Annotated in this window: 9 protein-coding genes; 5 read left to right on the forward strand and 4 right to left on the reverse strand. The window is 60.0% G+C overall.

Annotated features, from left to right (window positions below):
* Positions 1-350 precede the first annotated feature (350 nt).
* Complete coding sequence (locus ACXJ1Z_RS11760; RefSeq protein ID WP_463776853.1) at positions 351-737, reverse strand: GNAT family N-acetyltransferase; 387 nt, start codon at positions 735-737, stop codon at positions 351-353.
* 1,054 nt (positions 738-1,791) lie between these two features.
* On the opposite strand from ACXJ1Z_RS11760, the gene ACXJ1Z_RS11765 reads away from it, so the two are divergent.
* Positions 1,792-1,968 carry a hypothetical protein gene (locus tag ACXJ1Z_RS11765; protein WP_463776854.1) on the forward strand — a complete coding sequence of 59 codons (177 nt, stop codon included), beginning with the start codon at positions 1,792-1,794 and terminating at the stop codon, positions 1,966-1,968.
* 293 nt (positions 1,969-2,261) lie between these two features.
* Positions 2,262-4,673: a TonB-dependent receptor plug domain-containing protein gene (locus tag ACXJ1Z_RS11770; protein ID WP_463776856.1), complete on the forward strand. Its 2,412-nt coding sequence runs from the start codon at positions 2,262-2,264 to the stop codon at positions 4,671-4,673.
* 666 nt (positions 4,674-5,339) lie between these two features.
* On the opposite strand, the gene ACXJ1Z_RS11775 is transcribed toward ACXJ1Z_RS11770, so the two are convergent.
* Positions 5,340-6,404, reverse strand: coding sequence for a Crp/Fnr family transcriptional regulator (locus ACXJ1Z_RS11775; protein ID WP_463776857.1), 1,065 nt, complete (start codon positions 6,402-6,404; stop codon positions 5,340-5,342).
* 443 nt (positions 6,405-6,847) lie between these two features.
* On the opposite strand from ACXJ1Z_RS11775, the gene ACXJ1Z_RS11780 reads away from it, so the two are divergent.
* The 3 genes from ACXJ1Z_RS11780 (at position 6,848) to ACXJ1Z_RS11790 (ending at position 11,631) form a co-directional block, all read left to right on the forward strand.
* Entirely contained in the window at positions 6,848-9,991 is a 3,144-nt protein-coding gene (locus ACXJ1Z_RS11780; protein ID WP_463776858.1) for a CheR family methyltransferase, read from the forward strand.
* Positions 9,975-10,349 carry a response regulator gene (locus ACXJ1Z_RS11785; protein WP_463776860.1) on the forward strand — a complete coding sequence of 125 codons (375 nt, stop codon included), beginning with the start codon at positions 9,975-9,977 and terminating at the stop codon, positions 10,347-10,349. Before ACXJ1Z_RS11780 ends, ACXJ1Z_RS11785 begins: the two co-directional genes overlap by 17 nt.
* A gap of 256 nt (positions 10,350-10,605) precedes the next feature.
* Positions 10,606-11,631, forward strand: a complete 1,026-nt coding sequence (locus tag ACXJ1Z_RS11790; RefSeq protein ID WP_463781236.1) for an IS110 family RNA-guided transposase — start codon at positions 10,606-10,608, stop codon at positions 11,629-11,631.
* Between the two features lie 224 nt (positions 11,632-11,855).
* On the opposite strand, the gene ACXJ1Z_RS11795 is transcribed toward ACXJ1Z_RS11790, so the two are convergent.
* Together ACXJ1Z_RS11795 and ACXJ1Z_RS11800 are read right to left on the reverse strand one after the other, a co-directional pair.
* On the reverse strand, positions 11,856-12,944 hold the full coding sequence (locus ACXJ1Z_RS11795; RefSeq protein WP_463776861.1) for an NAD(P)/FAD-dependent oxidoreductase: 1,089 nt from the start codon (positions 12,942-12,944) through the stop codon (positions 11,856-11,858).
* A complete protein-coding gene (locus tag ACXJ1Z_RS11800) occupies positions 12,938-13,618 on the reverse strand; it encodes a methyltransferase domain-containing protein (protein WP_463776862.1) in 681 nt (226 codons plus the stop codon). The genes ACXJ1Z_RS11795 and ACXJ1Z_RS11800 overlap by 7 nt, the downstream gene beginning before the upstream one ends.
* Positions 13,619-13,628 lie beyond the last annotated feature (10 nt).

The raw sequence follows: 13,628 nt of genomic DNA on the forward strand, positions 1-13,628 counted from the left end.
GCACTGAAAGTGAGGGTGTATGGAACGCTTCTCGGCGCCTGTGTCCCAACCTGCACCGTCTCAGTGCCTGTGCAAATCTCACCGAATTGGTCGGATGCGCTGGCGGACGATGCACCGCATAGAGCCAGCGCCGAAACGAGGATTACCAGTTTCATTGTCACTCCGCTCAGGATCAGATGAACACTCGTTTCCCATTTTATCATATTGGCTACCGCCAGGCCATGCGTCGGGGACAGGCACGCAACGGAGTAGCAGCACTCTTCTTTTGATATCGGCTCGCCGGATTTCCCATTTTGCGATCCCGATCGAGACAGCCCGAACCGTTTCGTCAACCGTTCGTTCGTAAGCAATCAGCCTGCCGCATATGATAGATCGAGCCGGAAGAACTGGTTATGTGGGCTAGGTTGGTAATCTGAAAATGCGTCGCAGGATGTGAACCCGGCGCTGCGATAGAGTGAGATGGCCGGCACGTGCAGCGGCGCGGTTCCCGTTTCAAGGCTCAACTGGGTGTAGCCGCGCTGGTGGCCTTCCGTGATGATATGTTCAAGCATGGCGCGACCGACCCCGGTGCCTCGTGCTGCCGGAGCTGCTCGCATGGACTTCACCTCGCCGTGCGTTGTGTCCAACTCCTTGAGAGCGCCGAAGCCGAGCAGCGTTTCGCCATTCCATGCCGTCCAGAATGTAACGCTCGCCGCCGAAAGCCCGGAAGCATCGAGTGCGAATGCATTGCCAGCCATCGCGCCCTGCAACTCTCGAAGGTGATGGCGCAGTAGGTTCGCTACGTAAGGTGCTGTCGGATCGTCTCGCCGGATTTGCATCTTTTGTCACCGCCCCTGGCATCAGTCTGGGGCGCTTTAGGCGACTGGGCAGCTTCTCGCTACCTGATCCCATTGGAAAGGACTGACGGGGGCTTGATGGAGGTGCCCGCTAGCTGAATGGGAGGCAGCTTTCGGGCTCCGTATGGAGCGGGCCCTATGACGAGGATCGGTGGGTGAGCCGCCATTGGCAGACCCTACTTTGCCGGGCGCACAGGGCCGGAGAACTGGTGCTGATCAAATATCTCGACCTTCGCCCACTCTGATCCCTCGTTCCAAACCGAAACCCAATTATCCGGGTGGATGTCAATTGAGTGCGGGAGGCCACCTTCAAGGATCACAACTGCTTCGCCTTGAGGCGGAACTTCATACTGATCACAGACTGGTTCGATGAAGATCGTCAGCGGTGTCGCGAGATAGTTGCGGATAGGCAGTCGCAGGGGAAACCTCCATCTCGTGAGCGACAATGCTGACCCACCAAGGTGATGTCTGCAAGGGCGCGCAAACTGCCTGTCCGAGTTCAGGATAGTAAGTGCTGTTAGCTGACATGCGTGGCTGAAGAGGCAGGGCAGGGTGCCTGTCGCCCTCATTCCAGTCATTCGCAGACTAGGCCAGTGTGCCCGATAGCGGACCATCGTTCATCTCCACGGTCGCGTGCCGGTCTCAAACATCCGCTGGAATTGGGCGGTCTAGGTAGCTTGTATCTCCTCGGCTTCGCGCTTCCCACGCGTTTGTGCGCTCACGTGCATAGGCCTTCTGCACGCGAACCTTGCTAATACCGTGCTGCGCAGCAAGCTCACCAAAGGTCGCGCCATCAATGACGGCTATGTAAATCGCAACGTTCCGTTCGCGATCGGGACTTGAGCCTCCTAGAACCATCAACTTTCCTCCGACTCATGCCAACGACTGGGAATACCCTGCGCGACCTGGCTGGCCTACGATTGCGGTGCGCCAATCCTGAGCTTAAATCGACCTCGTGAGCATGTCGCGTGACCGAATTGCTAATCTGCACCGCTGGCTAGTCGCAATCACTGGAAGCGATCTGCACTGGGACAACCCGCGCTTGAACGATGCGCTGCTGGAAACTTCGTTCTGGATGATTGGCGCCCTGGTGGCGATTGATCCAGCCAGGCTGATGCCAGACAACGACTGATGGTCGAAGCGCACTGATGCTTTTGCCATATCGCATGCGGCGAGCGGAACGGGCGCGGAAGGACGCCTGCCGCACCAAAGGCAGTGTTCGGATGAGTGACGGGGCGACCAAAAAACTGGCGCTGCGGATCTATAATAAGCCCATCCAGCCTGTAGTTTCATAATGCGCCAGTCGCCTACCGTGTTGCTCATGTGCATCGCTTGCGCGAAACGATGCTGCATGATGCCCAAGAGGTATATGTCTAGCCACTTGGTTGTGTATTAGGCCGGCAATCCAAGGATGTGGAGCCCGCCATGAAGACACGTACCCATTATCTGATCGCCTGCTCGCTGATGGCAATATTCGCGCCGGACCTGGCGCAGGCGCAGGATGCACGTGATGAGGCCGCCCGAACCGACGAGATCATCGTGACGGGCACCCGGGTGGCCGGACGTCAGCGGCTCGACACGGCCTCGCCGGTCGATGTGCTGTCGAGCGCAGCCTTGCGCGCCCAGGGTACGACCGAGTTGGGTCAGGCGCTCTCGAACGTAACCCCCTCGATCGACTTCCCGCGCTCGGCCGCAGTGGACGGCACGGACTCGATCCGTCCCGCTACGCTGCGCGGTCTCTCGCCCGACCAGACCCTGGTGCTGATCAACGGCATCCGCGGCCACGCTTCGGCACTTCTCAACACCAACGGTTCGGTTGGGCGAGGCTCGTCGGCCTTTGACCTCAACACGATCCCGACCGTCGCGCTCGACCGGGTCGAAGTCCTGCGTGACGGTGCGTCGGCGCAGTACGGTTCAGATGCGATCGCCGGCGTCATCAACTTGCGCCTGCGCGAAGCACGCCAGGGCGGGGGCGCCTCGGCCAGCTACGGCCAGTACGAGACTGAAGTCGAGACCGCGCGCCAGAGCCGCGACCGGCACGATGGCAAGACCTACAACGCCTCGGTGTGGCAGGGCTTCGGCATCGGCGAGGATGGCTTCCTGACGATCTCGGCCGATTACCTCAACCGGGGTTACACCAGTCGTGGCGACCTCGACCGGCGCGTGACGCCTAACGCCGTGACCAGCCGCTTCGGTGATCCCAAGCAGGAACAGTACACCGTCTTTGCCAACTTCGGGGCGCCGGTGAACGATGTGTGGTCCGTGTACGGCTACGCTGGCTACCAGAACCGCGACAGCACCAGCGCTGCGTTTCCGCGGCTGAGGAGCAACGTCAACAACGTGGCTGCGGTATACCCCACCGGCTTCCTGCCGCTGATCAACGTGAAGTCAGACGACATCAACTCAGCGCTCGGCATCCGCGGCGAGCTGAGCAGCTGGGCCGTCGACCTCAGCGTTTCCTACGGCCGCAATGAGCTGACGTTGCACACCCGCAACTCGATCAACTCGACCTACGGGGCCGCCTCGCCGACTGACTTCTACGATGGCAAGTTGATCTACGACCAGATCGTCGGCGGCCTCGACGTCAGCAAGAAGTTCGACTTCGACGGCGGCAACTCGCTCAACGTCGCTTGGGGCGTCGAGTACCGCAACGAAGGCTTCGAGATCCGCGAGGGCCAGACCGAAAGCTTCGCGCGCGGTCCGCTGGGCGGCAACACCGCGCTGGGCAGCGGCGCGCAAGGGTTCCAAGGCTTCTCGCCCGCCAACTCGGTCAGCCGCCATCGTGACAACGTCAGCGGCTACGTCGATCTGGAAGCGCAGATCGGTAAGCTGCTCCTAGGGCTGGCGGGTCGTGGCGAGAGCTATTCGGACTTCGGCGAGACCGGCACCGGCAAGTTCTCCGCCCGCTATGACTTGGCGGACAGCTTCGCGCTGCGCGGCACCGTCTCCACCGGCTTTCGCGCTCCGTCCTTGCAGCAGCAGTTCTACACGCTGACGCAGCCGCAGGTCGCCAACATCGGCGGCGTCGCGACCGTGGTCGACACCGGAACGTTCCCCTCGACCAGCCCGGTTGGCGCGGCACTGGGGGGCAAGCCGCTCGACGCCGAGAAGTCGTTCAACCTGTCGGGTGGCTTCGTCTTCCGCTCGGGCGGGTTCGACCTTACGGTCGACGCGTACCGCATCAAGTTGCGCAACCAGCTCGCGTTGTCCGACAACATCGGCACTGGCGTGAATTCCAGCGCCGCGATCACCGCGCTGCTGCAGCCCTTCAATGTGACGGCCGCGCGCTTCTTCGTGAACGGCATCCGGTCGACAACGAAGGGCATCGACCTCGTCGCACACTATCGCCTGACGACCACGTCCGCGGGCAACTTCGACTTCACCGTGGCGGGCAACCTCAACGACGTGAAGCTCACGCGCGTACCCACCGGCACCGGCACGATCACCGTGCCCGCGCTGTTCGGCCAGCAGCGCATCGTCAGCATCGAGGACGGCACGCCGGGCGAGAAGCTGACCGGGCAGGTAGATTGGACCAAGTCGGGCTTCGGCGGCCTGCTGCGCGCGACATATTACGGCAGCGTCACCCAACCGGCTTCAAGCCTGGTGGACTACGTCGAGACCGGCAAGCACGTCATCGTCGACGCAGAACTGCGCGCCCCGCTGTTCGGCAAGTCCAACGTGGCGATCGGCGTCAACAATCTGTTCGACGTCTATCCCGACCGCGTGCCCGATACCAACGTGATCAACTACAACAACGGTGGCACGGCGTTTCCGTACTATTCACCCTTCGGCTTCAACGGCCGCTTCCTCTACGCGCGCGTGAACCTGGCATGGTGACCGAGCGCGCCTGATCCAGCTCACTTGGAAGGGCGCGAATAGCTTGTCCGGATTGCGGAACGAAGCGAGGTTAGCGGACGTGCCCGGCGGGACAAGCGGGGGAGGGCGCCTGCAACCGCCCTCATTCCAGTCATGGGCAGGCCACGATGCCGTGCCCGTAAGCTGCCCTTCGTTAATCTCCATGATGGCGCCTTAACTAGTGCAGCCAGCTGCCAGCAAAGTGGTTCTTCCGGCAAGTACAACCGCCACGATCGACCTTTAGGTTGGTTTGGCATGCTGCCTTCTTATGTAAATTCGCAATCTGCGGCAGCCTTTCGGGTGGACGCCCTTCAACTTCGATTAAGCCAACGTGAAACGGTACGATCCCGATCAAGGCCTGCAACTTTGGCGTCTACGAGCCCTCAGAAACCTGAATTGATCTTTATATAGCATCGCCCTCTGAAGGTGAACCTCGGCAACTTCAGCGCACGGAGCCGTTCGTGCCAGTCGACGCTGTTCGCAGAGCTTTGTCGCACAGAGGCTTACATCTGACATCATGGCGCTCATCCCCTAGATATGCAGGGGAACTAGAATCTTCCGCGCAACTCAGAAACAACATGTGTAAAAGCTGTGGCAGTCTTCGCTATGAATTTGCGGAATAGAGGCGGGGTCACAGGATGATGATTGCTAAAGGGCGCGGTTATTCTCCGTCAGCGATATTCGAGGTGATGGTCCATCCAAAAGCATGAAGCTGTCATCAAAGTCACCAGCCGATACGATCTTCTCCCAGCTAGGGATTGTGATGTGGCCGGATTGAAGGGTGACTATTGATTGGTTCTTGAGCCCCTTCAAGACACGATTAACGTGGACATTTGTCAAGCCGGTGGCATCGCCGAGATCGGATTGGGTGATCGGAAGCGAGAAAGACTGTCGACTACTTTGTCCGGATTGCTCGTACCTGATGGCCATCTCGCAAATCAGATGCGCGATACGGGCAGGACCATCCCTGCTGCCAACATTCACAACCCATTCGGAAAAGATCGATCCATCTGCCACACAATCGCGCCAAAACGCTTCAGCGATTCCGGGGTACGAAGCGGCGAGGCGACGGAGATCGATATGCGGCAAACGAAGGATCGTTGTCTTGGTTAGAGACATCAATCCCCACCCCGATTTAGGGCTGACCACGGACGGTAGATCGGCCATGTCGCCGGGAATATACAGACATGTTATTTGCCGCGAACCGTCACTGCTCTGGCCAAACCGACCTATCAGGCCTTCTACGACAAGACAGGAGTGATCAACAGTCTCTCCCTGTAAAACGATGTCGATACGCCGTTCGACCTGCTTCACCTGGCCCTTCAAAGCCATTAGGGCAACTTCTTCGTCTCCGGTGAGAATGGAGCGTGAGGATAAGCGCCTCATAAACAAAGGCAAAGCAGCAAGGTGAAATGCAGGCATGATGTGTACTCCGGCCAGAAAGGCGGGAGCGCACAGGTCTCGCAGCCACCAGCGCCCGAGAAGTCGTGCCGGTGATGTCGCAGGCGTAGCACCGTCTATAGACTGTACCAACCTCATATCGTTTTGGTGATGATCCAAGCATTGCAGTTGCCGTTCAAGCTCCGGCGGCTCACTGGCTGGCGCGGTCCGTCCTTGATCATCAGCCTTTTCTCTCCGACGGCGCAAAACGGTGGGTTGGATGTCGACGGCATTGGTGACGGGATCGACGTTCCCGGTTTCAGGCAGATCCATCCGGAAAATCGGGCATCAGATTACGGCAGGAGGGCGGCTAATCGCCCAGTTCCAGCCATTCTTAATGTCGCTTCGACTGCCTGGGAGCAAAATTCCGTTCATAATCAGGCGGAGCTAGGAAAAGGCCGCAAGCGGGGGAGGATCGAACAATCCTCTCCCAAGATTGCGATATGCCGCTTGCTTGTGACATCGCAGACGGCGACACCGCCCGGCCTGGGGGAAGCGTCGACGCTGACAGGAGCGTGACGACCAACCCAAGCGACCCTTGGGATTTGGCATTTGTGCGTCTTCCTTGGCGCAGTCGATGGCAAACCATAAAATTACGCCTTGCTGAGAATCTCCGTTCGCTCCTGTTTCTCGCTTAGTGCGCGTCGAAGGTGCCGAACCTGTTTTGATTATCGCGCAATAGGGCTCATGAGGCTGTCAGGCTCGAGGACAGCAATTTGACAGGCCAGAATCCCAGCTTCCCCGTTGTCGTCATCGGAGCGTCCGCCGGCGGCGTCGATGCCTTGAAGGGGCTGTTCGAGCCCATGCCTGTCGATACAGGCATCGCCTTCGTGGTGGTTACCCATGTGAGCCCGGATCGCAAAAGCATGCTCAGCGAGATCCTTTCCCGGTTTACCGCTATGCCAGTCCACGACGCGATTGACGGGATAGAGGTACAACCCAACCACGTGTACGTTCTTCCATCGCATGCCGTCCTCGGTTTCAGCGACGGCTGCTTGAGGATGCGTTCGCCGCACGAGGGCGTCCGGCAGCGCAAGCCGATCGACATATTCCTCAGCGCGCTCGCCAAGGACAAGCGAGAGCTGGCTGCAGCGATCATCCTGTCCGGCAGCGATTCCGATGGCACGCTCGGCATCAAGGCTGTGAAGGAGCGGGGTGGGCTGACAATGGCGCAGGTCGCCGACGGGCACCCACCCCAGCATGAGCAAATGCCTGATAGCGCGATTTCTACGGGATTGATCGATTTTGCTGTGCCAGTGGCAGCCATGGCGCAACGGTTGGTCGAGTTCGCCCGCAGTTTTTCAGTCCTGGAGGCCATGGCCAGAGAGGTAGCGCATGGTGAGGATGCGAGCGTCAACGACGCCGCCAGGGAAATCTATGCCTTGGTCCGCGGGCAGATGGGCCATGATTTCAGTGGGTACAAAACGAGGACTTTCTTGCGTCGCGTCCAACGACGGATGCAGGTCAATCAGTTGGATGCAATCAACACCTACGTCGAATTGCTCCGCAGGGATCCCAAGGAGGTCTCGGCTCTCTTCCGCGACTTGCTCATAAACGTGACGAATTTCTTCCGTGACCCTGAAACCTTCGACGCTTTTGCCGAGCAGATCGTTCCCCACCTTTTCGAGGGGCGGGGTGCGGATGAGACGGTGCGCGTTTGGGTGCCGGGCTGTGCAACCGGCGAGGAGGTGTTCTCCATCGCGATGGTCTTGCGTGAACACATGGATACCCTGCGCAATGTGCCTCGTGTTCAACTTTTTGCAACCGACATCGACGACCGTGCGCTGGGTGTTGCGCGGGCCGCTCACTACCCGGAAGCATTACTCGACAGCGTCTCCGAAGAGCGACGCAAGCGCTACTTCGTCCCTAACGGTGGCGGTTGGGTGGTAACGAAAGAAATCCGCGAAATGTGCATATTCTCGCCACACAGCGTGTTGCGGGACCCACCGTTCTCGAGGATTGACCTGGTCTCCTGCCGAAACCTGCTGATCTATTTCGGTGCCGACGCCCAAAGCCAGGTGATACCCACTTTCCACTACGCGCTCCGCCCAGGCGGCTATCTGTTTCTCGGCTCATCGGAAGGTATCAGTCAATTTGACGAGCTATTTGCGCCGGTGGACAAGAAGCACCGCTTATTCCGCGCGCGCGATGCTGGTGGACTGGCTCAACGTTTGCCGTTGGTGGCACCGGACATCCGCTCGACATTGACGCACTTGTCCATTCCACATGGGCCAAAAGGAACGGCGATCACACCGCTGCGCCAAGGTGTCGAGGCGTTTGTTCTTGATCGCCATGCTCCGCCACACGTGGTCGTCAATGCAGAGGGCGACATCGTCTATTATGGCGCGCGCACCGGCAAGTATTTTGAAGCCCCCGCGGGAATGCCAAATCGGCAGCTTCTGTTCATGGCGCGCAAAGGCCTGCGCTTGGATCTGCGCAGCGCGTTCCGGGAGGCCGTGGAAAATGGGCAGCGGGTTGACTGTCATGGCGTCGAATTTGAAAACGACGATGGTCGCATTCAACAGCTCGCCATCAGCGTCGAACCCCTCTCAGGCATAGCCGACGAGCGCCTTTTGCTGGTGATCTTCCATGACTACGGTCCATCGATAAGCGCTGAGCAGGCACGCCTGCGTCCGCGTGGGCATGACGACGCCAATTTCGAACTGGAACGAGAGCTTCGCGACACGCGCGAGCGGCTGCAATCGACAATCGAGGAATATGAAACGGCTCTGGAGGGGCTCAAATCTTCGAATGAGGAGCTGGTTTCGGTAAATGAAGAATTGCAGTCCACCAATGAGGAGCTTGAGGCGTCCAAGGAGGAACTACAGGCGCTGAATGAGGAGTTGTACACCGTCAACGGTGAGCTTCACAGCAAGATGGAAGCGCTTGATGAAACGTTCTCCGATCTCCAGAACGTGTTTGAAGTAACCGACATTGCCGTGATTTTCCTTGATCGCGACTTGGTAATCCGGTTGTTTACCCCGGCTGCGGGTAAGATCTTCCGAATGCTATCGAGCGATCGCGGGAGACCGCTGACGGATTTATCTCACAGGTTGGATCATCCGCAGCTCTTCGATGATCTCCGACGGGTTCTGGCTTCGGGTGAAGTGATAGAGCGGCACGTTTCGGAATCGGAAGGGGCTCAGCGCTTCCTCGTTCGGATCACACCGTATCGCAATCACAGCGGTGACGCCGAAGGCGTTGCGGTCGCGATTATCGATGTGACCGGTTTGGCCGAGGCAGAGTCTCATCAGCGTACCTTGATCGCCGAACTCAACCATCGCGTTAAGAACATGCTGGGCATCGTGATGGCCATCTCGGGGCAGATGCGTCAGGCCTACACATCACTTGATGAATTCGGTGTTGCCTTTGACGGCCGATTGGCAGCGATGGCGGGGGCCTACGAGTTGCTATCGCGCGAAAACTGGGCGCCGGTGATGTTGCAGGATATCGCTTCGCACGAACTGGAGCCGTTTGGCCGGCATCGGGTCAATATAGCGGGTGGTGCAATCGCACTTGATCCGCGGCGAGCACTCTCCCTTGGCATGGTCCTGCATGAACTGGCCACCAATGCGGCAAAGTACGGAGCCCTGTCGAATGCCGCCGGGCAGATCAGCATCGCCGCCACCTCGCGCCATGAGGCTGAGGACGATCAACTGGCACTGATCTGGGAGGAAACGGGAGGCCCGCCGGTAAGTGAGCCGTCGAAAACCGGATTTGGCATGCGCCTGGTTCGGAACGAAATGCGCTATAGCATGAAAGGGTCTTGTGAATTCGCCTTCAGATCAGAGGGTTTGAAGGTCACACTCTCGTTCCCCTACCCCCGGCATGGCGGCGAGGACGATGATGGACCACGGTGAGAACAGCATATTGAATGTGCTTGTGGTTGAGGATGAATGGTGGATTGCCGAGATGATCGCCGACATTGTCGAGAGGGCCGGCTATCGTGCCATAGGCCCTGCCGATACGGTTCAGACCGGGTTGGCGTTAGTCGAAAACCATCACATCGATACGGCGCTTCTTGATATCAATCTTGGTACAGAGATGAGTTACCCGATTGCTGACGCGCTGATAAGTCGCGGTATCCCTACATTACTGATCACAGGATACCATTATACGGATCTACCGAGAAGATATCATACAATCCCCTCACTATCAAAACCAACTACGCCACAGAGCATACTGGCGGCGTTAACGCGACTGTTAGATGGGTCATAATGCTGAACCCTCTAGAAAACAGGTATCAACATCATCAAGCTGCGATGTATGCCTAGATAGCTCATTTGCGGGTATAGTCAGCCGACCTCATTTCGCCAAGTGGGCGGAAAATAAGGGGCGGGGCAGGGCGCCTACCGCCCTCATTCCGGTCACTCAACTGCCGCGGAAGCACGCCCGAAAGCGTTGGGGTGGACGCCCCCTGACGGCCTTGATGTGCCATAGTGGAGGTGTTGAAACACCACTGTTGGAGGCGTCCATGGATGAGGTTAGCATAGTCGGCATCGACTTGGCCAAGTCGGTTTTTCAGGTTCACGGCTCAGGACCGAATGGATCTGTTGTGTTTCGCAAGAAGCTGCGCCGAGGCCAGGTCCTGCCCTTCTTCGCGTCCTTGCCGCAATGCATTGTTGCGATGGAGGCATGTGCAAGCGCTCATTATTGGGCGCGTGAGATCGGAGGCTTGGGTCATGACACACGGCTCATCCCACCGGCGTACGTGAAGCCGTTTGTGAAACGCCAGAAGAACGACATGGCTGATGCGGAAGCGATCTGTGAGGCAGCTCAGCGCCCAACGATGCGGTTCGTGCAAGGCAAGAGCGCGCAGGCCCAGGCTTCAGCGGTAGTCTTTCGTACCCGTGATCTGCTCGTTCGCCAGCGCACGCAGCTGATAAACGCCTTGCGCGGGCATCTTACCGAGTTCGGCTACATCGTGCGCCAAGGCGTGGGCCACGTTAGCAAGCTGGTCGAACTGGTCCGAGATCCTGCATCCGACATCCCGGATGAAGCACGGCCGGTGCTCGTGATCATGGCGGACAGCTTTCAGGCGCTGCAATCGCAGATCGCTCTTCTCGATCGTGAGATCGCCACTCGCGCAAAGGTTGATCCCGTCGCCAAGCGGCTGATGACTATTCCAGGTGTTGGCCCTGTGGTGGCAACGGCGTTGGTTGCGCTTGCGCCGGCTGCTAACACCTTCAAGCGGGGGCGTGACTTTGCAGCCTGGCTCGGGCTCGTCCCAAGGCAGCACTCCAGCGGCGGCAAGGAGCGGCTCGGGCGCACCACGAAAATGGGCGAGCGCAGCTTGAGACGGCTGCTGATCCTGGGCGCAAGCTCAGCGACCAAGGTCGCTGCACGTAACCCCGATAAAGCTAGCGCATGGCTGGCCGGCATGTTGACGCGCAAGCCGCGCATGCTCGTCACCGTCGCACTCGCCAACAAGATGGCTAGGATCGTCTGGGCGCTGATGGCGCATGGCGGGTCCTACAGAGCTCCGGCCGCGGCAGTGTAACCCGCCAAGGCTTGAGGCGTCAGGGACGCAAGGAAGGTCAGTAGAGAGGTATGGCGCAACGGTCAGAAGACGGGGTCGGGAAAACCAGAGAGTGGCCAAGCGCTTCGAGCGCGCGAAAGCGTCATGGACCCGATCCGCGATCTCCATACAGGCCAGCAGCCGTGATGATGGCTGCATCAATCAGGCCGGACACACGGAAGCACCTGAACCTGCGCGAGCACACCCTACGCGGATAGGCGCGTCGCCCGCGCGCTCATCGTCAACAATGCCGGCCAGATCCGCGCTGCCATCATCCCCAGGCGCAGTGCGCTTTTGCTTTCCGCCATCCGCTGGAGCAGCATGGCACGGTGCACCTGGCGAGTAGTCTGCTCGGCCAGCAACCTCTGAAAACAGGCAGCACTTGTGCCGGCTTCAAGACAATCGGCGGCAAGATGCGCGCTTCGCAATGCGCCCGCCATCCCGTCGCCGGTGAGCGACGCGGTCATCGCCGCCTGATCGCCCAGCCGCCAGATGCCGTCTGATAGCGCTTGGGGGCGATAGATGTAGCCGTACGGTAGATTGGCGATCGCAAGCGGCCTGGTGAAAAGGGGCACCGCACCATCGAGCCGATCCGCGAGTACGGCATCACTCCGCAGGTCGTCGAGCAGTGTGTCCCAACTGTTGCCGACATCCGCCAGATGCGTCCGCTTGACCACCAAGCAGAGGTTGGCGTCGTGTTCGCCGACCCGCTGCAATCCTGCGTAGCCTTGCGCAAACACGAGCAACTCGATGGCGGTGCCGACTTTTGCCAGGGCTGCGGGGGTGAGGCGATAATGCATCTTGAAGCCGACATAGCCGTCCCGCGTTGCCGGGGCGGTGCGCGGCAGACCGCGCAAGTCGTGTTTGCCGGTCGCGAGCAGGATGTGCTGCGAAGTTCGGGCTCGGTCCGATGCCAGGACGGTGTCGCCGCTGATACCGGTCACACGCACACCGCGCAGCACCTCTGCGCCGGCAGCGGCGGCGGATTGCAGCAGCGCCTCGTCCAATCGCGCCCGGCTCAGCGAATGCGCGATGAACGGCAGCGGTGCTTCGACGCTATGGCGACCGTGGTGTACGCGCACCGTGTCCAGGGCGACGCTGCCCAGCGATTGCGGTGGAAGGCCCAGGCGGTCGAGATCGTGGCAAGCTTCGACCGACAGAAACTCGCCGCAGACTTTTTCATGCGGTCCGTTTTCGCGCTCCAGCACTGTGACCGCACGCCCGGCACGCGCCAGCTTCGTGGCGACGGCACCACCGGCCAGGCCACCGCCGATCACCACGATCGGATTTACCACGCGCGCCGCTCCACACAGTAGCGGAAAGGAAAGCGCCAGCGCACCGTGGCGCGCGTCGATACGCCAGCCCGCGCCAGCAAGGCCTGCCAATCCGCCCGGCGGAAGCTGCGCGCCACCGACAGGGGGCCATCGTGGCGCACGAAACGATGCCAGCGCGCGATCCTAGCCATCGTGGTGATGCCCCAATAGGCGATGCGATGGCGGTGCAGGTCGTTGACGAACCAGCCATGTCGGGCGGTTGCCTCCATCCAGGCCAGGAAGCGCACGATTTCTGCGTCGTCCATGTGGTGGGTGACGAGAGAGCTGATGACGATGTCCGGGCGGTCGGCGGGGCCGAGAGCGAAGGCATCGCCGGTGCGCCACTCGATGGCGGCCATTGCCGCGTCGTTGGTCGGTGTCAATCCGCGCGCGGCGCCCTCGCTACGGGGGTTGAGGTCGATGCCGATAAGACGCGCCGGGATGCCCCGGCGGTGAAGCATGGTGGCGATCGCGCGCAGCATGTCGCCGGCGCCGAATCCCACGTCGAGGATCGTGGGGTTCGGCGGGAGATGCGCGATCGCCTGCGAGATGAAGGCCAGGGTGGGCCGTCGCGCCAGAGTCACCGTGTTGACCTGCGCCAGATCGGCCATGCAAGCGGCGTAGTCGCTTGGCGCGACGTCATCTCCATCCATCATTTCTGCGCCG

It is taken from the genome of Novosphingobium sp. TK46, from assembly GCF_055361525.1.

Bases quoted from the DNA above. Each gene is read 5' to 3' on its own strand.
- ACXJ1Z_RS11760 (WP_463776853.1), bottom strand. From the start codon at position 737: ATGGCTGGCAATGCATTCGCACTCGATGCTTCCGGGCTTTCGGCGGCG.
- ACXJ1Z_RS11770 (WP_463776856.1), top strand. From the start codon at position 2,262: ATGAAGACACGTACCCATTATCTGATCGCCTGCTCGCTGATGGCAATA.
- ACXJ1Z_RS11775 (WP_463776857.1), bottom strand. From the start codon at position 6,404: ATGGATCTGCCTGAAACCGGGAACGTCGATCCCGTCACCAATGCCGTC.
- ACXJ1Z_RS11785 (WP_463776860.1), top strand. From the start codon at position 9,975: ATGATGGACCACGGTGAGAACAGCATATTGAATGTGCTTGTGGTTGAG.
- ACXJ1Z_RS11790 (WP_463781236.1), top strand. From the start codon at position 10,606: ATGGATGAGGTTAGCATAGTCGGCATCGACTTGGCCAAGTCGGTTTTT.
- ACXJ1Z_RS11800 (WP_463776862.1), bottom strand. From the start codon at position 13,618: ATGATGGATGGAGATGACGTCGCGCCAAGCGACTACGCCGCTTGCATG.